Origin of the sequence: Alishewanella longhuensis, assembly GCF_014653435.1 — a bacterium.
GTDB lineage: Bacteria > Pseudomonadota > Gammaproteobacteria > Enterobacterales > Alteromonadaceae > Alishewanella > Alishewanella longhuensis.
The window spans coordinates 253983-276291 of the sequence record NZ_BNAO01000004.1; the positions used below are offsets into that span (position 1 = coordinate 253983).

Annotated in this window: 16 protein-coding genes; 6 read left to right on the forward strand and 10 right to left on the reverse strand. The window is 47.9% G+C overall.

The window, feature by feature from the left end:
- Positions 1-292 precede the first annotated feature (292 nt).
- Entirely contained in the window at positions 293-1585 is a 1293-nt protein-coding gene (chrA, locus tag IE163_RS10265) for a chromate efflux transporter (protein ID WP_229833516.1), read from the forward strand.
- On the opposite strand, the gene IE163_RS10270 is transcribed toward chrA, so the two are convergent.
- Positions 1582-3438, reverse strand: a complete 1857-nt coding sequence (locus tag IE163_RS10270; RefSeq protein WP_189432883.1) for a M1 family metallopeptidase — start codon at positions 3436-3438, stop codon at positions 1582-1584. The genes chrA and IE163_RS10270 overlap by 4 nt on opposite strands.
- Positions 3439-3521: 83 nt before the next feature.
- Between IE163_RS10270 and IE163_RS10275 the strand changes: the two genes are divergently transcribed.
- Positions 3522-4244 (forward strand): SIMPL domain-containing protein, encoded by a 723-nt coding sequence (locus IE163_RS10275; protein ID WP_189432884.1) that lies wholly within the window; start codon positions 3522-3524, stop codon positions 4242-4244.
- 118 nt (positions 4245-4362) lie between these two features.
- Here IE163_RS10275 and IE163_RS10280 read toward each other — a convergent pair whose 3' ends face one another.
- Positions 4363-7182 (reverse strand): ligand-binding sensor domain-containing diguanylate cyclase, encoded by a 2820-nt coding sequence (locus IE163_RS10280; RefSeq protein ID WP_189432885.1) that lies wholly within the window; start codon positions 7180-7182, stop codon positions 4363-4365.
- A gap of 529 nt (positions 7183-7711) precedes the next feature.
- Here IE163_RS10280 and IE163_RS10285 point away from each other — a divergent pair.
- Positions 7712-8581, forward strand: coding sequence for a DMT family transporter (locus tag IE163_RS10285; RefSeq protein ID WP_229833517.1), 870 nt, complete (start codon positions 7712-7714; stop codon positions 8579-8581).
- A 97-nt stretch (positions 8582-8678) separates the two neighbouring features.
- Here the strand turns inward: IE163_RS10285 and IE163_RS10290 are convergent, their stop codons facing one another.
- The 6 genes from IE163_RS10290 to IE163_RS10315 form a co-directional block, all read right to left on the reverse strand.
- Positions 8679-11936, reverse strand: a complete 3258-nt coding sequence (locus tag IE163_RS10290) for a S41 family peptidase (RefSeq protein WP_189432886.1) — start codon at positions 11934-11936, stop codon at positions 8679-8681.
- A gap of 128 nt (positions 11937-12064) precedes the next feature.
- Positions 12065-13360, reverse strand: a complete 1296-nt coding sequence (locus tag IE163_RS10295) for a hypothetical protein (RefSeq protein ID WP_189432887.1) — start codon at positions 13358-13360, stop codon at positions 12065-12067.
- 110 nt (positions 13361-13470) lie between these two features.
- On the reverse strand, positions 13471-13812 hold the full coding sequence (locus IE163_RS10300) for a hypothetical protein (protein WP_189432888.1): 342 nt from the start codon (positions 13810-13812) through the stop codon (positions 13471-13473).
- Between the two features lie 3 nt (positions 13813-13815).
- Entirely contained in the window at positions 13816-14172 is a 357-nt protein-coding gene (locus IE163_RS10305; RefSeq protein ID WP_229833518.1) for a thiol-disulfide oxidoreductase DCC family protein, read from the reverse strand.
- Entirely contained in the window at positions 14162-14581 is a 420-nt protein-coding gene (locus IE163_RS10310; RefSeq protein ID WP_189432890.1) for a DUF3429 domain-containing protein, read from the reverse strand. The genes IE163_RS10305 and IE163_RS10310 overlap by 11 nt, the downstream gene beginning before the upstream one ends.
- A gap of 60 nt (positions 14582-14641) precedes the next feature.
- The gene (locus IE163_RS10315) at positions 14642-15058 is read right to left on the reverse strand and encodes a YccF domain-containing protein (protein ID WP_189432891.1); all 417 of its coding nucleotides are present in this window, start codon (positions 15056-15058) and stop codon (positions 14642-14644) included.
- Between the two features lie 313 nt (positions 15059-15371).
- Between IE163_RS10315 and IE163_RS10320 the strand changes: the two genes are divergently transcribed.
- From IE163_RS10320 to IE163_RS10330, 3 genes are read left to right on the forward strand one after another with little or no spacing between them, the layout of a single operon-like run.
- Positions 15372-15911: a TetR/AcrR family transcriptional regulator gene (locus tag IE163_RS10320; RefSeq protein WP_189432892.1), complete on the forward strand. Its 540-nt coding sequence runs from the start codon at positions 15372-15374 to the stop codon at positions 15909-15911.
- Entirely contained in the window at positions 15908-16966 is a 1059-nt protein-coding gene (locus IE163_RS10325) for an efflux RND transporter periplasmic adaptor subunit (protein WP_229833519.1), read from the forward strand. Before IE163_RS10320 ends, IE163_RS10325 begins: the two co-directional genes overlap by 4 nt.
- Positions 16967-16977: 11 nt before the next feature.
- Complete coding sequence (locus IE163_RS10330) at positions 16978-20019, forward strand: efflux RND transporter permease subunit (protein ID WP_189432893.1); 3042 nt, start codon at positions 16978-16980, stop codon at positions 20017-20019.
- Between the two features lie 68 nt (positions 20020-20087).
- On the opposite strand, the gene IE163_RS10335 is transcribed toward IE163_RS10330, so the two are convergent.
- Complete coding sequence (locus IE163_RS10335) at positions 20088-20402, reverse strand: TraR/DksA family transcriptional regulator (RefSeq protein ID WP_189432894.1); 315 nt, start codon at positions 20400-20402, stop codon at positions 20088-20090.
- Between the two features lie 80 nt (positions 20403-20482).
- Complete coding sequence (locus IE163_RS10340; RefSeq protein ID WP_189432895.1) at positions 20483-22291, reverse strand: ABCB family ABC transporter ATP-binding protein/permease; 1809 nt, start codon at positions 22289-22291, stop codon at positions 20483-20485.
- Between the last annotated feature and the right edge of the window lie 18 nt (positions 22292-22309).

Here is a 22309-nt window from a genome sequence, read left to right on the forward strand (position 1 = left end):
GCTCGCTGCCTGGCTGTACAGGTGTTATTTGGTAGCTCGCATTATGCTCAATACTAGAGCATTGCAACAGGCTAGAAGTGCACTTGTGTATGCACAAGAATCGAACGAGGTGGTAAATGCATAGTACACTTTGACCGAGGGCGTGTTTTTCATGGATGAAAAACAGGAGCCCCCATGGATGGGTTCACGGCGTCCCTCGGCAAAGTTGTACGACGCGTTTAGCCGCCGGATGCGCCAATCTCGAACCTGCGTAACGTGAAGTAATAGCAGCGTAAAGATAGGCGCAACGCCCTTGAGTTGTGCGGCGCGTTTAGCCGCCGGATGCTCAGATCAAGACGATCACAAAGAGCCATCAGCATTAAACGAGAAAATAGCGATTAACCCTATGACCGAGACACCACACAGCAACTTCTGGAGTTTATTCCGGATATTTTTAGTGCTTGGCCTGACCTCCTTCGGTGGCCCGGTAGCGCATCTGGGGTACTTTCGTACCGAGTTTGTGGAAAAACGTAAATGGCTCTCCGAGCGCGATTATGCTGAACTTGTTGCACTGTGCCAGTTTTTACCCGGGCCAGCGAGTAGTCAGGTTGGCTTAGCGATTGGCTTATTGCGTGGCCATTATCGCGGGGCTTTAGCGGCTTGGTTGGGCTTTACTCTACCATCTGCCCTGCTATTGGTCTTATTTAGCTTAAGCCTACCGTTATTGCAAAGTACATTAACCCAAGGCGTGCTACACGGCTTAAAACTGGTGGCGGTTGCGGTGGTAGCGCATGCCGTGTGGGGTATGGCCAAAACGCTATGTAATACGCCGGCCAAAGTAAGCATTATGACGCTAAGTGCTGTGCTGATTTTGCTGCTGCCAATGGTCTGGCTGCAACCTGCGGTTATTTTGTTAGGGGCGCTGCTGGGGTATCTTTATTTAGCGCCAGAACCTGCAGCGAGCAGTAGTCATCTACCCGTTAAATTTTCCTTCACTACCGCTAACACCTTTGGCCTGATATTTTTATTGTTGCTAGTTGGTTTACCCTTGTTCAGCCAGCTCTATCCTGTTGCAGCGCTACAACTCTTTGATACCTTTTATCGTGCTGGCGCTTTGGTATTTGGTGGTGGTCATGTGGTGCTGCCCTTGCTGCAAGCCGAAGTGGTGCCGAGTGGGTTGGTGGATGCCGATACTTTTTTAGCGGGTTATGCCGCGGCGCAAGCTGTGCCAGGACCACTTTTTACCTTTGCTGCTTTTTTAGGGGCTTCTGCCAATGGGCCTATAAGTGGTGTCACTGGTGGGGTATTGGCGCTGTTGGCTATTTTTCTACCGTCGTTTTTAGTCTTGGCGGCAGTACTACCTTATTGGCAGAAATTACGCAGCTCAGCCAAGATTAGCCGGTTAATGGCTGGGGTCGGGGCCAGTGTTACCGGTATTTTATTGGCGGCGCTGTATCAGCCGATTTGGCTAAGCAGTATTTTTGGTCCGGTCGATTTGGCATTAGCACTTATCGGATTTGTCGCGCTGCAATTTTGGCGCCGGCCAGCTTGGCAATTAGTGCTGGCGGGCGCCTTGGTGGGGGCTTTATTAACCGTTATTGCTTAATCTGCTTTTAAAATCTCATCCACACTGCCTTGGGCTAATGGATGATAGCCAGGGCGGGCTTGTTGATACACCTTGCGGGCGAAGGCTAACCCTTCTGGCGTGCTGGCCAACTGGCGATATAATGGCAAGATCAGCTTACGCCGACCAATGCTGACTAAGTACTGTTCCAGCGCCGGTAATACCTGACGATAGCCAGTTTTTAGCGCCAGTAAATACCAGGCATGGGCGATTTCGCTATTGCTAGAGTGGGTTAAATTAAACGCCTGATCTAACTGCTGCAGTTGGGTCGGGGTAATGCTAAGCGGCAAGTTATTAATAAAAAATAGCCACTCATGTACTGTCCATTCTGTGGTTGGTAGCTCGTTAAGCGCACGTAACCCAGAGAGCCAGGCATTGCTATGTTGCTGCACCCGTAAAAACGCATCTGACTGTGGATTGGGGGTAGTAGCAGGTAAGCCCCGGCCATGGATCCATTCGTTTACTTCTTCGCTGCTGACTTTGCCAGGATGTTGGTCGAGTAAGTTTGCGGCTAAATAACGCTCAAACTCTGCGGTGGTAATGCTTTTAAAGGCATGATCATCAAAGTATTTTTTTACAAAGGGATCAAACACCTCACGGCCAAAGCGGTTTTCCAGAAACATTAAGAATAACTGGCCCTTAGTATAGGGTACACCGCTAAAGGCATCGTCAGGATCGCGGCCTTTTAAATCCAGAAATAAGCGGCTGTCATCGGCGTCCAGGCTTTGCAGTTCTTGTTTAAGATCTTGTACCGACAACGCTTGCTCCATAATGGCGCGGTCCACCCCAAATACCTGCTCCATAATGCGGTTTTCGACATAGGAGGTAAAACCTTCGTTTAACCACAAATCTTGCCAGGTCGCATTAGTGACTAAATTGCCCGACCAGGAATGGGCCAGCTCATGGGCAATTAAATTGACCAGGCTGCCGTCTCCGGCAATCACTGTTGGCGTAATAAAAGACAGTACCGGGTTCTCCATGCCACCAAAGGGGAAGCTTGGCGGTAAAATCAGTAAATCATAGCGGCCCCAGCGATAGTCACCATACAGCTTTTCGGTAACATCAATCATTTGTTGTGTACTGGCAAACTCCTTTGCTGCTGCCTCAAGAATATAAGACTCGGCATAGACACCAGTTTGCGCACTCATTGCCTTAAACTGCAAATCGCCAACGGCAATGGCCAGCAAATAGGGTGGTATAGCATGCGGCATGTTAAAGCGGTAATCACCGGTACGCGCTGTGCCAGGTTCAGTGGGCGCGCTCATCACCGCTAATAAGTCTTTATCGGTTTGAATACGGGCACTATAGGTAAGGCGCACGGCTGGGCTATCCTGAATTGGGATCCAACTTCTGGCATGTATAGCCTGATTTTGGCTAAACATAAAAGGTTGGTTTTTACCGGCAGTTTGTTCTTTGCTCAGCCATTGTAAACCTGAAGCCTGTGGCTGAGATTGATAGTGAATGCGTAATGTTTGAGTTTGAAAGCCCGGTTTAATGGTTAATTTGCTCCCCAAGACGGCATCGCGTTCGGCCAGGTTAAACGGCACCTTGCGCCACTGGCCATCAGCCCGGCGCGCATACACCTGCTTTATTAGCAAATCGCGGGTATCTAACAGCACGGTGTCGGCACTCTGCTGTTGCCAGTTCAAGCTTAAATCGGCAAAGCCAATCAGCGCTTTATTGTCAAAATCGACACTCAGATCCAAATATAAATGACTAACCCGCACCTCGTGCAGATTAGCATAGGTGTAGCTATCAGTGGCGGCACTTAGGCTGGGGCTTAGCAAAAAAACAGCGCTAAGCGCGCTAGCGGCAAAGGTGGTGCGCAGAAACATAAAAATCCTTATTCTTATTCAGCTAATGTAAAGGCTCGTAGCAGTTTAATAGCACTATACCCCACGTAAAAGGAATAACAATAATGTTGAGATTAACCACCAGTATCGCGCTGCTATTTTCAGGTGTTGTAGCTGCCAGCCCGTTACCCGACTTTCCCTTTATTAATGTAACTGGGCAAGCGATGCTGGAAGTTGCCCCGGATAAAGCGCAAATTCGTTTTCAATTACGCCAGACCGGCACAACGGCTGAACAGGCAACCCGTGGTGTGTACCAACAAGGCGAAAAGTTACTGACCTTTTTAAAAAGCAAAGGCATCACTGAACAAGCCTTAGATGCTGCGCAAATTAACAAAGAAGCACTCTTTAAAGATTATCAGGATAGAAGCATTACCGGCTATGAAGCCAGCCAGCCGATTACCTTAACATTGGATAATCTGGAGCATTATGTGGCTATTATGGATTATCTGTTTACCCAGCCGCAGATATTCTCTATTCATAGCAGCTTTGATCATAGTCAGCGCGAACAATTTGAAATAACCCTAAGCGAAAAAGCTGGCGCCAATGCCAAGCAGCGCGCCACTATGCTGGCCGCCGCGCAGGGCGTGAAGTTAAGTACGGTTTTTGCGATTACCGAAAGCGGCGGCTTTGGCAGTTTAGCCGGTGATTTTGGTTTTGCTGGTGGTCAGGTTAGTTTTGGTCGGATGGAGAAAATGTCTGCTGACAGTGCTATGGCCGGCGCATTGTTAGCACCAAAGCAAATTACCCTGCAAAAAAGTATTAATGTGATTTATAAACTCAATCCATAGCCAAATAGCGGGGGAGGTTAAGTGTTATTAACCTCGCTGCTTTACAAATTCTTCCTGCTACGTGATATCAAAGGATAAGCAAATTAGCAGCAAACATGTAATGTTTGCTGCATTGTGTTTAACGGTTAGTATCTAAACTATCGGCGGCTAAAACGATTTGATCGCGTCCCTGTGCTTTGCCCCGGTACAGGGCTAAATCCGCGGCTTTAACCGCCATATCTAACGCATCGTGGTGCAAGCTTACAGCACTAATGCCAAAAGTTGCGGTAAGTGGCATGTCAAGTTCAGCAATTTGTAATTGTTTGATGCCAAGGCGCAGTTCGGCCATCAGCTTGCTGGCCGGTTGCACATCGGTTTGCGGCATTAACAATAAAAATTCTTCGCCGCCCCAGCGGGCAAGTAAATCCTGCCTGCGTAGACGTTGTTTCAGGTAAGCTGCAAAGGTTTTTAGCACCGTATCACCGACATCATGGCCGTAAACATCATTAATTTTCTTAAAATGATCAATGTCAATAAGTACCAGCGTCAGTGCCATTGGGGTTCTGTTGCGCTGAGCTTGTAATGCTGCCGCAGCAGCGTAAAGAGCGCGCCGGTTCAGTAAGCCGGTCAGACTGTCTGTATTTGATTGTACTTGCAATTGCTGGTTTGCTAGCTCTAGTTCGGCAGTGCGCTGTGCCACAATCAGATCTAATGCTTGGGCGCGTTGTTCTAAATGCCGGATGCGTAGGCGATATAGTACCCATAATACTATGATGCTAAGAAAGATTAGCAGGGTCATCCCTATAGGCTGCTGCCAGAAAGGAATCGGTACTAACAGCGACAACGGTTTGCTTAGAACAGTTTGCCCGCCAGCTTTAGCCATTACTTCAAGTTGATGTTCGCCAGGGTTTAGCTGGCTAAGTGTTAAGATGGCATCGTGGCCTAAAGCGGTCCATTCTTGCTGATGTTGCCAACGGAAAAAATATTGCACTCTTAGATGCGGCTGCAGGGTCAGTAATTTAAACTGTAGCTGCAACTCTGCAAGGCGCTTGGGTAACAAGATACGGTTGCGCTCTCCGACGCTAAACAGCTGCTGGTTTAATCGCATACTTGCCAGATGCAATTGCATTGCGGTAGGTACTGCTGACATATCTGCCTGGCTAAGTTGCCAAATCCCGGTACTGGTTGCCAGCTGTATCTGATCATCCACTAAGGTGCTGATGCCTTTAAGTTGCACCCCGCTAAGATCTAAACCTGGCCGGTGCCGCAGCAGATGTAAATGCGAGCCATCGGGTTTAAAATTAAGTACGCCGTGACGTGTTAGCACCCAAATAAGCTTTTCAGTGCGAGTGATGCCAATAACTCGTTGATCGGGTAAGCCTTCAGCTTGCCCCCAAATTGTTGTTGCCGTCAGATCTTCACTCAAGCGAATTAGTCCGCGATCACTACAAAGCCATAACGAATCTTCATCTGGCAACATACACTGAAAATAACCACTGAGTAGTGCATTATCCGGTTGCCAGCGTAAGGTAATTTTGTCTGATTCACCCTGGTATAGCTTGCCCTGGCGGCTTAACAGCCAAAGGCGTTGCTGCGCATCAGTTTGGATATCGATGATGCCATCCTGTGTTGGTAATTCGGGTTGCAGCTGCACCGCTTGCCAGGATGCGATGTCTTGTGTCGCGGCTTCGGCAGCAATTCTGATTACGCCCTCTTGCCACAGGCCAAGCCATAGAGCGCCATCAGCGGCGATGGCAAGTCGTTCAATATTAAAGCGGTTAAGCTTGATGTTAAGCGCGACTGGGACAAAATAACTGTCGTTATACAGTCTGAATAAGCCTTGATCTGTGGCAGCCAGCGTATATGGACCAAATTCCACCACATCGCGCACATAGGCTACTGAAGGCTCTGCCTGAAAGGATAGTTCACGCCACTTTCCATCTTTTAACTGCAACAAGGTCTTATCCAGCGCTTGCCAGCGGCTTAAAGTTACAGAATTCGGACCAAGCCGATGCGGCTTTTTGGGACTTAGAAATTTGCTTAGATCTGGCTCAATTGCACGTAGCGGGGCAGGTGCTAGTGGTAAAAATCCATTATTGCGGCTAGACAACCAAATTTGTCCAAGCCGGTCGCGGAAAAGTCGCCTAACATCGATAGCCGAGAGCAATAATTCAGTTTGTAAGCCTAACTGGGTTAACCTTACCCTAAACATACCGTCGATGGACCCTGCTAGCCAACTGTTTGCTGATTCGACAAGTAGGGTATTGGGGTTGCCAAAAGTCAGCTGAGTGAGTTGCTCAGGTTGGGTTAAATCCAGTAAATATAAGTGCGACTGCAAACCAACCAGCAACTGTTGGCCTTGCACTGCAACAGCGCGGATTTCTTTACTGTGAAACTGTTCGTGCGGCAACCAGCCGCTAGCTGTCGCTGTGTTTGATGTTAGCTGATAAAGGCCATTTGAGGTGGCAACCCAGATAGTACCGTTATCCTGCTCTGCCAGATACCAGATCCGCTGCCCTGCTAAAGGTTGCCACAGTTCGGCTCGCATACTGCCCGGGGCTAATTGGTAAAGCCCTTCAGTGGTGCCAATCCATAAGATTTGGGATGTGCTTAGCAGCAGCGACTGAATGCGCGCACTTTCAGGCAAGGCGACTACTTGTTGCCAGTTTTCCCGCAGATCATCAAGCCGCCAAACGCCGTTACCCCAGGTACCCACCCAAAGTTGGTTTTTCTGATCGATAACCACTTGGCTGTAGCTAAGATTCCGTCTTGGGCCAGGTGGCACAAAGCGCAGATACTGCTGGCCATCGAAGCGCAATAGCCCATCAAACTCTGCGGCTAACCATAAATAGTCTTGCTGATCTTGCGCGGCGTCATACACCACCACCGGTAAATTATCTGGTAGCTCAACTTTAGCACCCTGTATCTGAATAGCATGTGCGGTTAGAGAGAAAAGCACAAGACTGCATAATATTACAGTCCAGAGCAAAGACGAGATCCGGCTCAGGTATAAATACAACGTTAGTCACCGCTCTGAAAAGATAGTTTAAATGTATCTCAAGCACGGGTATTTTGCCAGTCCGTGCCGCGGTACTATGCCTTAGTCGGCGTTTTGCTGGCGTTAAAACTGACTGAGAAGTTCCTTTTCACCACCCTCTTCGCCATTGCTCGGCACCAGCCGGACCGAGCTCTAAACCAAATTCGTCCGAACCGTCGTTGGCGGTTTCATATTCAATACCAAGGTCTAATCCGGAAATTCAGCTATCCGTAACCTCTGGTGAAGTCGTCGATTGAGGGCCACGGCACCAAAGCGGCTTGTGCTTTATTGCTGTAGCCCGCCGTCAGTATTCCTTAATGATATTTAGCAAAACATCAGCAGACTAGCTATTAAGCCGCTGAATTTGTTTTGTCTGCTGCTGCAGTAGTAAGGGCGACTTGCTATAATCGCGATTCTTGCTGCCAACGCTGTTCTTGTGAAAGGTCCTGCTTTGTTATCTCAACCTGTATCTGATCGTCCGCTACGCGGCATTGTGGCTATGTTATTGGCGGTGGCTTTTTTTTCGGCAATGGATGCTGGTATGAAAAGCCTGACGGCAGCGCATAGTCCAATGCAAATTGCCTGTTTACGCGGCGCCTTTGCCTGGCCCTTTGTGGTGCTGTGGTTATGGCGCAGCGCGCAGTTTCAACATTTATTGCAAGCGCGTTGGTCTTTGCATCTGCTGCGAGCGGCCTTGGGTATTACTATGTTGTGGGCCTTTGTGTTTAGTTTACAAACTCTGGGCCTGGCAGATGCCTATGCCATTTTCTTTGCTGCACCCTTTATCATTACCTTGCTCTCGGCCTGGTGGTTAAAAGAATATGTTGCACCGCGGCATTATCTGGTATTGGCGATAGGGTTAGCGGCAGTGTTTTATATGTTAAAACCCGATGCCGGCCAATGGTTTAGTTTAGGGGCGCTGGGCGCTTTATTAGCGGCCTTTTGTTATGCGGTATCGGCCATTACGGTGCGGGTGCTGGCGCGTTCGGATTCTGCCGGCAATATGGTGTTTTGGTTAATGACCTTTTTAACGCTGGGCGCAGGGTTGTTGGCGCTGCCGCATTGGCAACCCTTGCAGCTAGCGCTTTGGCCGCTTTATTTATTGGTGGGAGTCAGTGGTTTTCTGGGACAAATTACCATTACCGAGGCATTTCGGATTGCGCCTGCGGCAGTAGTCGCGCCTTTTGAATATACGGCGCTGTTGTGGGGGATTGGCTTTGACATTGTGTTTTGGCAGCAATATCCCGGCAGTAGCGTTTATATAGGTGCCAGCATTATTATGCTCTGTGGTTTGTATTTACTCCTACAGCAACGGCGTTAGAAACCTGCAGTTCGCTTATATTAGGCGCTAATAGCATAATGCCAGCGTAGCTGCTGGCATTATTCACTAGAGGTAATCGCTCTATATCACCTTGGTTTTAGCGCCCTAATTGTGTTGGCATTGCCGGCGCCTTGCTGTGGTTTTTCGGTGGCTTGGCTTTTAGCTGCTCCAGTGTATGGGCAATGGCCCGCTCCAGTTGCACATCCACGCCACGGTTAACGGCAATAGGATCCAGCTCGACTTCAATATCCGGTGCTACGCCCTCATTTTCTACCCGCCATTCACCCTCTGGGGTAAAGAAGCGGAAAAAGGGCACCACATGAAAGCCACCATCAATCATGGCTGGATTAGTTGAGATGCCAATTAAGCCGCCCCAGGTGCGGGTACCAATGGTTTTACCTAAACCTAAACGTTTAAAAGCCCACGGCAGGAAGTCGCCGCCAGAGCCTGCATCCTGATCAATCAGCATGGTTTTCGGGCCATAAATGCCGGCACCCGGTGTGGTAAAGACTAAACCATCCCGGTCTTTCCAGCCACTTAAGAAGGGGCGGCCTAAAATTTCGGTAATATAGTTGGCCGCCTGACCACCGCCATTTTTCCGTTCATCTAGGATCACAGCAGCTTTATCGGTTTGCCCAAAGAACATACGGTTAAAGAAATAAAAGCCACCATCAGCGGTATTAGGTAAATACACATAAGCCACCTGACCAGCGGTTTTTTCCGCCACATAGCGGCGGTTTTGCTCTACCCAATGCCATAGTCGTAACTGACTTTCATCGGTTACCGGCTCTACTATGATGTCTCTTTTATTGCGGCCGCGCTGATCTTCCGCCAGTGTTAATCGCACTTGCTTGCCAGCCGTATTATCCAGCAGCTGGTAAATATTTTGTGCTGCGGTTAACTCCACGCCGTTGATGGCCAATAAGAAATCACCAGCTTTAGCACTGGCACCGGGTGTGGCCAGTGGCGCGCGTAAAAACGGGCTCCAGCGATCGCCCTGATAGACTGTTTTCAGGCGATAGCGATTTTGCTCAATAGTAAAGTCGGCGCCCAATAAGCCAATACCCGAGCCTGTGGCTTGATAAACATCGCCACCGCCGATGCGATTATGGCCTACTTGTAGCTCGGCAATCATCTCGACTAACACCTCGTTCAGATCTTCCCGGCGCTGCACATGGGCTAACTTAGGCTGATATTTATCGTAAATCGCTTGCCAGTTAATGCCATGTAGGGCTGGGTCGTAGAAAAACTCCTGCTGCATGCGCCAGGCATCGTTAAAAATTTGTTGCCACTCTTGCATAGGATCGATAAAGCTGCGCACCTGAGTTAAATCAATAGGTTTTGGCTCGGGTTTCGCAACCGCATCGGCGATCAGCAGACGATTAGGTTGGCTGATCAATAACAGTTTTTTTCCATCATAACTTAGCTGATAATCGCTTACACCTTGGTGCACCAGGGCGGCTTTTCGTTCGGTAAAATCAAATCGATATAAGCTGGCGCTGTTTCTATTATCTACACCTGGCGGCTCATTGCTGGCGCCACTTTGCGGCAGTTCCAGATAAAATAGCGCGCCATCGCCGGCCACACTTAACCTGCTGTAATTGCGCTCAGCTACCGGCAGCCCGACTATTCTGTCGGCTAAACCGGTAAAGTCGATGCGTACTGCCTTGGTGACGGGTTTATCGGTTTTATCGGCCTTGTCCGTTTTAAGCTTATCGTTATGGTTAACGAGCTCTTCATCGCTTTTGGGGAGCAGTGGAGAATGGCCATCTTCAGAGAGCACTGCAGCATACAGCGCTGAGCGAATAGGGCGCTCGCGCGTGGACAGATCTAAGCTTACCTGCGCAGGACCGGTATTAACGGAGGCGGTAAAAAACAAATAATCCTGGGTAAATACCGGGTGGGTGGCATGGCTTAGGCCATCTGTTATTTGCTGGCTGCGCTGTAGGGTAAAATCATAAATCTTGAGCTGACTAAAATAGTTAGCGCCTACTACGGTATACGCCAGATAGCGGCTGTCAGGAGAAAAGCTCACCTGAAACGCTTGACGCCGTCCAGACTGATCCAAGGTTAATTGCCGCTTGCGTTTTATATCATAGGCATAAAGCGTCAGGTGATTATCCTGAAAAACTAGTAGATTACCATCGGGCGACCAGCCAAGTAGGTTAAAATAGCCGCTATCACCTAAGCTAATAATCTCTGGTTTACTCAAGCCATCCTGAGTGCTGATAACTAACTGGTGTTGATTGCCTTCGTCGGATAAGTACGCCACCTTGCTGCCATCTGGGCGCCAATGGGCATCAAATTCGCGTACTCCGGCGCTTTGGGTTAAATTGCGGGTAGAGCCATCTTTTAAGGGAACGGTAAAAATATCACCGCGAGCGCTTAATAATAAACGTTGTCCGGTAGCCGACAATCGGGCCGAGGTAATGGTTTTACTGGCATCCTTCCATTGAGGCCTGCGCTGCTCAGACTGCGTTTGCAGATTAATCACCAGTTGTGTGCTTTGACCACTTGTTACATCCAGCTGATATAAATAGCCACCCGCTTCATAAACCACGGTATTCTCGTGGCCTGCTGCCGAGCGAATATCCCAATCGCGACGCGTAGTCAGTTGCTCAACTTTCTGCTGGCGATAGCGAAATAAATTAACGGCTTTATCATCCCGGTCGGATAAAAAATAGACCTCGTTGTTTAGCCAAAAAGGGTTAAATTCATTGGCATTGGGATGCGGAATTTTTTCTAATTGCTGCTGTTCTAAATCCAGGATCCAAACCGGTGGAGTACTGCCACCACGGTGTAAACGCCAGCCACTACTGCCGCTATAAGCCATATTATTCGGCCGATAGGCCAGTTTTTTGCCATCTGCGGAGAGTTGCCCTTCAAAGGCAACGGCTTCCATCAGCTTTTGTTCATAACCGCCAGTAAGGGCTACTTGATACAGCTGATTGCTACGGCTGTTGGCGACTTCGCGGTTTGAAGCAAACAGCACCTGTTTACTGTCTGGGCTCCAGCCATTAACAATATCGGCACCCGGGTGCCAGGTTAGGCGGGTAGCACTGCCGCCACTTACTGGCATTACATAGACATCGGTATTGTTATCATAGGTAGCCGAGAAAGCAATCCAATTGCCGTCGGGCGAGAACTTAGGGGCAAACTCTGGTGCTGGGTGGTTGGTTAGCTGGCGCGGCGCTGAGCCATCGCGGTTACTTAGCCAAATATCACCACCATATACAAACACCAGATTTTGTGCAGACAGATCGGGTTGGCGTAATAGCCGGGTACCTTCAGCCGCATAGCTGGTGCTGATTAGGGCTAAAACTGCAGAGAATGCAAAGTAAAAGCGCAGATGCATAACAGATCCTTGGTAATTCGTTATTTTTTCTTATCTTAACGGTAAAAACCGATTAAATACCAGCAAAACCATGCCAGCTAGCGGAGTGAAAAAATCCTAGGCTAGGGCGTGCCCTAAGCTTAGCTCGGTTACTCACGACTAAAAACCAATGCCGCATTTTTTTGACTAAAAAACTGATAAAAATCACTTTGAATACGCTGTAGATTTTTTTCTGAAGTAGATAGCGTTAACTGATGTGGCGGTACAATTTCAGAAACATCACAATCTGCCGAGATAACTAATTTAATCAGTTGAAGCCACATCGGCGTTGCATCTAACTTTGGCGGTACAAAAATGTTAACTTTAACTTTGAGTTTTGTGTCGGTTAAAGGCAGGAACTGACGTGTGGAAAAACAGAAATTAACGATAGCAGCGACTACGTCAACGGCTTTGCCATAACTTGGGTATTGATGCCCAGTAATTGCCGGACCGCTATTGGCCTCCAGTACAATATAATTGTCGTGGTTTGCGGGTTGCGTAAAATCTTTGGCCATTATATCAACACCAATCACCGCTGTTGGCGCGGCCAACTTTGCCGCGCGCTCAGCTATCAATTTATAGCTCTCATCAATCTGATCGCTACATTCATAAGTATAGCCTCCAGTACTGATACTGGCCTTATCATCAAGCTTAAGCCATTCGCCTTTTGGCAAAATACTCTGAGGTGTATAGTTTTGTTTCGCGAGTGCTCTTAAACGACTGGGGGTAAGTTCAATTAACAGCCGACACTCATTCGGGTTTTTGCGCTTAAGCTTATTAGATTCGTTGATAAGGTCATTAATAGATGTAATAGCATCACCGCATATAGCCGGCGCGAGTCGTTTGAAAGCACTGATGCATTGCCCGTTGACGATCAACAGTCTTGCTTCTTCAGCATCACAAAATTGCTCTTCAATTAGCAATTCTGCTTGTTCTGTGAAAACGGCCAGCGCTTCTTCAATGGCCAGATTTAGCGCCGTGATATCGCTAATGCCTGTAGTAACGCCTTTACCTTGCTTACCTGCGACCGGTTTTATTACGCAGAGGCGCGCTGCTGAGCTTAAAAAAGCCTGTGCTTGCTCTCGTGTTTCTGCGGAAAAAACTAAACCATGAGCTGTTGCGATTTGCTCTTGTTCTAAAAGCTGTTTAAAGAATGCTTTGTTTCGTAGTACTAGATGCGCGGGTTGGCCTTTGGGATTACAGATATGTGCGCCACGAAATGCTAACAGCGGAGAGGCTCCCAATATCTGAAAACCTCTTCTGCCCTCCCACAAAGGGACATAACCGGCATTTGCAAAATGTTCGGCAATAACAAAGCTATTAAGATTTAATAGTCGGTTTTTATTGATATAAACATGAATTGGCTGCGAGTAGGTTTGTAATGATAAGTTTTTTCGTAAATCCATTTTTCAATCTTGTCCAAGTTAAATTTTCACTATTTTAACAACTAAATTGCGCGGGTTCAAAATACTGAAGCGCTTCAGGTACTACAAAAGGCAGTGTTACCGTAAATTTATTAAGTAAACATATGATCATGTAGATGCTGCCGCTCTTCTTCATTTAATATCCCAGTAAGCAGTGTTTTACGCCTTAAGCGTCGCATACTATCGCTATCTTCTAGTAAAGCTTTTCGGAATAAATCCGCATCATCCAACTGGGTTAACATGCTATACCAACGAATATAGCCCCAGTGTTTGATTAAGCCGGTTTGGTATCGTAGCTCTAGCTTTTCTAATAAAGGTGCTGCCAGCTGAGGATTGGCCAACAGTTTCTCAGCGATAGCCTGATGTAATACCAGAAGTTGCTCATCGGTTTGTTGCTGTGCACTGCTGCGCAGGCGAGGGCGGGTTCTACGCATCGTTTAAGGTAGCTCACATTGGTTATCGCTGCAGCGCTGGCGCTTCTTCGCCCAGTATAAATAGGCTTTATTGGCCAGATTATTAATAAGCGGTAAGCTGAGTAACCAAGGTAAAAAGCGCATGCCAGCTAAACGCCAATAATAGAGTGTAGCGGCTAAGCCAATAATAAAGCGCGAACCATCCCAAACATGAATTTGTGCCAGCATTGCCTGCTTCGACACGCCCTGATACCCCGCAAAATCTGCAGCACTAATATCCACTAACAGAAGCTTATGCTCAAGCTTGGGGGCTAAATAATTAATTTCATGGCGACACAATTTACAGCTGCCATCAAAAAACAATTTTATCTTATCCGCCATAGCCATACCCTATATAAAATGCCAAGTGGCAGAGCACCACTACAGCTGTAAGTTGATTGCGTAAGGCCTGATAAGGCAGCGAATAATGCTGATTAATCTCGGTTTGGTACTCATAAACCCGTAGGGCTAAAAATAGCAACGCCATAATGATCAGGATGTAGGCGGGTAATAGCGCAATGCCCAGTAGTGCCACTACCGGAAAAGTCACCGCCCAAATGGCTCTACCCATAGGCTGTTTCGCCTGATACAACACCGGCCAGATAGCGCCAGCCATAAAGCCCAGAATTAAGCAGCTATAAAATTGAAACAGTAACAGGGCTTGCGCCGGGACCATCAGTTGCCATACCAGGCTACCTAGCGGTAAAAAGATAAAGGGAATCAACCCAGCGTAACCAAGAAGCTGCAGCATACGTAACCTCAAATTTTTTGATTATTACGCCACGCTGCTTTAAAAAGATCATCTACGCTGTTAAGCAAAACGCTGTTTGTTAATCACCGTTTTGCCGATAGGCGCTACAGCTAAACCGGCTAATTTTAAATGCTGCAAACCAAAGGGAATGCCAATAATCGTTAGGAAACAAACTACCGCGTGCAATAGGTGACCAATTGCTAACCAGATGCCAAATAGCAAGAACCAAATAATATTGCCAAGGGTACCCAAAGCACCGGTACCTAAATCGGTCTGTTTGGTCACATAGCGTCGGTTAATCGTATCCTGACCAAAGGGCCAAAAGGCTAACTCGCCCATGACAAAGCAGGCGCGGCCAAACGGAATACCTATAATGCTAATAAAGCATAACAGGCCAATTAACCACCAGGCTAAGCCCATAACAAAGCCGCCGAGTACAAACCATAAAATATTAAAAATTAAGCGTAGTACACTCATTATCGTCCCCTGTTGTTCGTTATTGCACACCGCCGTATTGCCCTTAGGTAGTGGCATTGACCATTTTGCTCTGGCTCTGTTACTAGCGAAAAGTATGCCAATTTCTATGCTTTTGTTTTTTATTGCTTTTTATAGCTAATTCTGTTTTTAGGCGTTAAGCAGAACCGTATTCTGACCAATTGTTAGTGCTTTTTACTATAGCATTGGCTGCCAGGTAAGTAATTCCAGCCGTAACTTGCATCAGAAAAAAAACCTTCTATAATGACTGTACCATCTGGTCGGTATAGTTTTAGGCGCTGGAGTGCAAGCAAGTATGAAAAAACCACAAATTACCGTGCAGCAAATTATGCAGGCGGCACTGGATATTGCTGCTGACAAGGGCGCAGGCAAGGTGACTTTAGATGCCGTGGCGAAAGCCAGTGGCTTAAGTAAAGGTGGGCTGCTTTATCATTTCCCCAGTAAAGAAGCTTTAATTAGCGCCATGGTGCAGCATTTGTTAGATAACGCTGAACAAAACCGTTTGCAATTGGCGCAAGCCGATGCGTCGGTGTTAGTGTCGTTACTAAAAGCACGGCGTTTATTTAGCCAGTCAGTTTCCGGTAATACGGCTATGGCAATCTTAGCCGCAGCGGCAGAGCAACCCGCCTTACTGCAACCTATTCAACAACACAATATAAAGGTCTTGGCAGAGGTGTTAGCAGAGCAACGTCATGAGTTAGAGGCTATGTTACTTATGCTGGCTAGCGAGGGCCTTCTTTTTCAAGAACTTCTTACGATTTCTCCGTTTAGCGAAGAACAAAAGGCTAAACTGGAACAGTATATGATCAACCGCGCGCAGGAGCTAAAGCAATGAAGGGTTATCAAGTTTGGTCTTTGATGGCTGTGTTAGGCGTCACATTTACATTAATTGGGTGCTCAGAGCCTGCGGTGCAGCAAGCCGCGCCACCACTGGTTACGGTGAAGCTGTACGAAGTCAATGGCGATGAGCATGCCAGTAGCCGGCATTTTGTCGGGCGTATTGATGCGGTAAGTACTGTCGATTTGGCATTTCAGGTTGGTGGGCGTGTTACTGAGCTGCCGGTACAACAGGGCCAGATTATTCCTGCCGGAGAGCTGTTAGCAGAATTAGATCCTACCGATTATCAACTGGCGCTACAGCAAGCCGAGGTGCAGTTAGAGCAAGCCCGTCGTGATCTGGAACGAGCCAAACCACTGCGTGAGCAGGGTATTCTCACCCCTTCTGCTTTTGATCAATTACAAACTAACTATGAGATAGCGCGGGTGGCGTTGCAAAATGCGCAGCGCAATGCCAACTATACCCAGTTAATGGCCCCTTTTGATGCCTTGGTTACCCGGCGTTTAATTGAGCGCTATTCCACCGTCGGCGCGGGTACGCCTATTTTGCGGGTGCAAAATGTGTCGGAGTTGCGGGTGCATATTAATGTACCAGAGCAAATTATGCGTCAGGTACAGGATACCAACGATTACGCTGTTTTTGTACGCTTAGCCACCAACAGTCTCGATCTGTATCCACTGGCCTATCGTGAACATGCAACGGAGGTGGATCCGCTTACCCAAACCTATCAGGTTTCCTTTGCTATGCCGCGGTTACCTGAGGTCAATTTATTGCCGGGGATGACGGTGAATGTGATTACTGAAAAACGCGTGGTACAAGACAGTGTGTTAATTCCTGTTTCTGCCTTGGATAACTCGGTACCAGAGCAATTTAGTGTTTGGATCTACCGACCTGAAGGTAGTGTGGTTGAAAAAGTGCCCGTACAGGTGGGCAGTATTAGCGAGCAGCAGGTACAGATTTTGGCCGGGTTAAATCGGGGCGATTTGGTCGTGTCTGCTGGGATTTATCATTTACAGCAGGGGCAGCAAGTGCGGCCTTTTGATAAGTATTAGGAGTCCTGACTATGAAAATCGCCAGCTATGCGATTGAAAAGCAGGTTAACACCTGGCTGCTTATTTTACTCTGTTTTCTTGGCGGCCTTTGGGCTTTGGCCACTATTGGCCGCTTAGAAGATCCGGCTTTTACCTTAAAGGAAGCCATAGTAGTAACTTATTATCCGGGGGCCACCGCCACTGAGGTAGAAGAAGAAGTGACGGAGTTGTTGGAGTCGGCTATCCAGCAGTTATCGCAACTCAAACGTATTACCTCAAAGTCGATGCCGGGCAAATCAGAGATCCGGGTAGAAATTCAGGACAAGTATGATGGCAAACAGATGCCGCAAATTTGGGATGAATTAAGGCGCAAAGTCAACGATGCCAGTCATCGTTTGCCAACCGGGACTATGCCGCCGGTGGTAAATGATGATTTTGGTGATGTCTTTGGTATTTTTTATGCGGTCACAGCCGAAGGCTATAGCGATCGCGAGATTCGGGAGTTAGCAACTTTTTTACGGCGGGAAATGTTACTGGTGCCCGGTGTGGCTAAAGTGCAAACCGCAGGGGAGCCGGAAGAGCAAATTTATGTAGAAATTTCGCATGATCGCTTACTTGGCATTGGCCTGCCGTTAGAGTTGGTTATCGGTACTTTGCAGGCAGAAAATGCCGTTGCATCCGCCGGTTCGCTGCAGGTGGGTGATAAACGCGTACGCTTAATCAGTAAACCGGGGTTAGACTCAATTGCCGCTATTGAAAATTTACGTATTGGTAAAGCGGGCTCGACTGAACAGCTGAGTATTTATGATGTGGCTACCGTTAGCCGGCAAGAAGCCGAAGTGCCTTCACAACTTATTCGTTTTAATGGCCGGGCCGCTTTTACACTGGCCATTTCTGGCTTAACCGATGCCAATATTGTCGATGTCGGCAAGGCGGTTGATGCGCATCTGGCGACGCTTAATAGCCGTATCCCGCTTGGGGTGGAGTTACATCCTATTTATCAACAGCACATTGTGGTTGATACGGCGATTAACGACTTTATTATCAATTTAGTGATTTCGGTGGTCATTGTTGTAGCAGTGCTTTGCCTAACCATGGGCTGGCGCGTTGGCTTAGTGGTCGGTGGTACTTTATTGCTAACAGTATTAGGTACCGTGTTCTTTATGCGGGTATGGCATATTGAAATGGAGCGGATTTCACTGGGCGCGCTGATTATTGCCATGGGCATGTTGGTAGACAATGCCATTGTAGTCGCCGAAACCATGCTAATTAATATGCAGCGCGGTATGGCATCGCGTAAAGCAGCCGGTGAGGCGGCCAGTCGCACACAGATCCCATTACTAGGTGCTACGGTGATCGGTATTATGGCCTTTGCAGGCATAGGCTTATCGCCCGACAGTACCGGTGAGTTCTTATTTTCGCTCTTTGCGGTGATCGGCATTTCCTTATTACTAAGCTGGGTACTGGCAATTACAGTTACACCTTTGTTAGGCCATTATTTATTTAAAGTGTCGGCAAATAGTGCAGCAGAAGATCCTTATGCCGGTGGCTTTTATCAGCGATATGCCCGTTTGTTATCCCTGGCGCTGCGTCATCGCCTGGCAACACTCGGTATGCTATTGGGTCTGACGGTGGTAAGTGTTATTGGCTTTGGCCAGGTAAAACAGGTATTTTTCCCTGCGTCAAATACGCCAATCTTTTACTTGAATTACTTTTTACCACAAGGCTCCGATATTCGGGCTACAGCCCGGGATATGCAGCAAATAGAACAGCTGATCCTGGCGGATGAGACTGTGGTGTCGGTAAGTAGCTTTATCGGTGGTGGTGCCAGCCGCTTTATGCTGACTTATGCACCAGAGCAGCCCAATGCCGCCTATGGTCAACTTATCATCCGGACATCACATCGGGATCAAATTCCGCCGCTGATGCAAAAGATCCGGGATGAGTTGCCAGCGCAGTTTCCGAATGCAGAAATCTATACCCAACAGTTGATGTTTGGCCCAGGTAGTGGCGCGAAATTACAGGCTCGCATTGCCGGTGCTGATGAAGCCGTATTGCGACAGTTGGGACAGCAAGTGGCCGATATTATGCGTAATACCGACGGAGTTACCGATATTCGGCAAAATTGGCGGCAGCGTGAGCTGGTGGTAGTGCCCGATTTTAACGAAGACCGGGCACGGGTAGCGGGTATTAATCGCACTGATTTGGCGCAAACGCTGGAGTTTTCCAGTACCGGTGTACGCAGTGGCGTTTATCGTGAACATGATAAGCAAATCCCGATAGTAGTGCGCCCTCCTGCCGACGAGCGCTTTAATCTGGACCGGTTAAACGATCGAATGATTTGGAGTTCAACGGATAAAACCTATATACCGTTAACACAGGTGATTAATAGCTTTGAAACCCAACACGAAGAGGCAAAGATCCAGCGACGTAATCGGATCCGCACCCTGACTGTTGAGGCAGAGCCGGCGACGAGCATTACCGCTGATCAAGCATTAAGGCGCATTAAAACCCAGATTGAACAATTACCTATGCCAGCGGGTTATCAGCTTAGTTGGGGTGGTGAGTTTGAGAGCTCTTCTGATGCACAGGCGTCTTTAGCAGCGCAACTACCGTTAAGTTTTATCGTGATGCTGGTGATTAGTATTTTGCTATTTGGTTCTTTAAAACAACCGCTAGTGATTTGGCTAATTGTGCCAATGTCAATTTGTGGGGTAACCGCAGGCTTATTAGCCAGTGGTTTACCTTTTGGTTTTACCGCCTTGCTGGGCTTTTTAAGCTTGTCGGGCATGTTGATGAAAAATGCCATAGTGTTAGTGGAGGAAATTGATCTACAACTGGCTGAATCTCAGGATAAGCTGCAGGCCATAGTGCAGGCTAGCGTTAGCCGGATCCGGCCGGTGATACTAGCGGCATTAACCACTATTCTGGGGATGTTACCGTTAATTTGGGATGCTTTCTTTAACAGTATGGCGGTTACTATTATGGCAGGTTTAGCCTTCGCGACCATTTTAACACTGGTAGCCGTGCCAGTGTTATATTCTTTGGTGTTTAGAATCAGCGCCGCGAAGTAATAACCGTAAATATTGCTGTGCTACACCTCGCCCGCAAGTGCGGGCGAGGTGTTTTAAGGCGGAACAGGCTATTTAGCGCAATTCAAACATAAGGCAGTAAAGGGTACCGCTGTTAATCTGGCAAATTGGATCGCCTGGCCACATTGACTACATTTATCATAGCTGCCAAGCTCCATTCGTTGTAAGGCTCGGTTGATATGGGCTAATTCTTCAGCAGCATGCGCGCCCAGCGCACTTAATACGTCGTCGTTCTCACGCTCTTGCGCTTGTTCTGCAAAGTCGGCGCTGCGGCCTTGCGCAAAGTCGCGCTGAATAGCGGCTTGTTGTCGCTCTAATTCCATTTTCCGAACTAATAAGCGACGCTTTAATTCCTGAAATGGCATAGTTGCTCCCGGTTAACTGTGTGATCACCGTTAACCATAGCAGCTATTTAGCAAGCCAGATTGATCTGGCGCAACCGAGTTTAGGGTACTGTTGGTTTTTGCGCTTGCTGTTGCCACATCCGGGCATATTCCCCTTGTAACCTTAACAGCTGTTGATGATCACCTTGTTCGATTAAACTGCCATTTTTTAAGACCAGAATAGTATCGGCATCGGTGATTGTTGATAAGCGGTGGGCAATCACAAGGCTGGTGTGATGATGTGCAACGCTGCGCATAGCCGCTACGATCGCTTGCTCTGCCATCGAATCTAAGGCGGAGGTGGCTTCGTCAAAGATTAAAATCGCTGAGCCTTTTAAAATAGCGCGGGCAATGGCAATACGTTGCTTTTCACCGCCTGATACTTTTAAGCCGCGCTCGCCTACCAGGGTGGCATCACCTTGCGGCAAGCTATTAATAAACTGCCGTAAATGTGCCATATTAATAGCCTGTTCTATTTCAGCGGCGCTTGCGTCGGGCTTTGCATAGGCAATATTTTCACGGATGCTGCTATTAAACAGTACCGTGTCTTGCGGCACTATGGCGATAGCCTGGCGTAGTGACTCCAGAGTGACGCGGCTGATATCCTGTCCATCTATTGAGATCTGACCCTGTTGCGTTTGGTAAAAGCGATAGAGTAAGCGGGCTATAGTACTTTTACCCGCACCTGAAGCGCCGACTATCGCTACCTTGGTGCCGGCAGCAACCTGAAAACTCAGGTTGTTTAAAATAAGCCGCTCGCTCTGATAGCCAAAGCTAACCTGTTCAAATTTCACCTCGCCGCCTTTTAATTGCAGTGGTTTGGCGTCTGGCGCATCGCTGATAGCGGGTTTACGGGTAAGTAGCCCCAACATATTTTCTAAATCAGTTAAGGCGCGGCGAATTTCCCGGTACACAAAACCTAAAAAATTTAGCGGTAAAAACAACTGGATCATATAGGCGTTTAGCATCACTAACTCTCCTATACTGATCTCGCCGTTTACTACCTCTGCAGCAGCTAGCCACATTAGTGCCGTGATAGCTGCGGCAATTAACAGCGCTTGTCCTGAGTTAAGTAGTAGCAAGCTTAAGCGGTTTTTTAAGCGCGCTTGCTCCCAGTTCGCTAAAAAGCCATCATAAATTTTCGCTTCGTGCTGCTCATTATTAAAATATTTTACCGTTTCATAATTAAGCAGGCTGTCGACAGCACGGCTGTTAGTGCTGTTATCCGCTTGGTTGGCTTCACGAATAAATTTATTGCGCCATTCGGTAATATACACCGTAAAAAAGATATAGAGGCTCACGGCAAGCACGGTAATCAAGGCATAGAGCGGCGAAAACAGCAGGCTAAAAATCACCGCAACGGCCAGGATTTCTAGTAGCGTCGGCACGATGTTAAACATTAAAAACCGCATCAGGAAACTCAGGCCATTGCTGCCGCGTTCAATATCGCGGCTAATACCACCGGTTTGCCGATCTAAATGAAAAGCCAGCTCCAGGCTATGCAGATGGTTAAAAACTTTCAGGCCAATTTGGCGCATGGCATGTTCAGTTACCCGGCCAAATAGGGCATCACGCACCTCGCCAAAAAACACCATACCAAAACGCAGGGCACCATAAAGTAACAATAGCCAAACGGGCACCAGTAATAATTGTTGGCGGTTAGCATCAACGGCATCAATAATTTCTTTTAATGCAAAGGGCATTAACAAAGTAGCGGCTTTCGCTGCTATCAGAGCCAGCATCGCCAGCGTTACCCGGCCTTTAAATGCCATAAGGTAAGGCCAGAGCGTTTTTATACTCTGACCAAGCGGCATGGCATAGTCTCGTTTTACATTGTCGGGTTGTTTAGCTGCAGAACGAATGCCACGCATAGGGGGGCTCAGTGATCA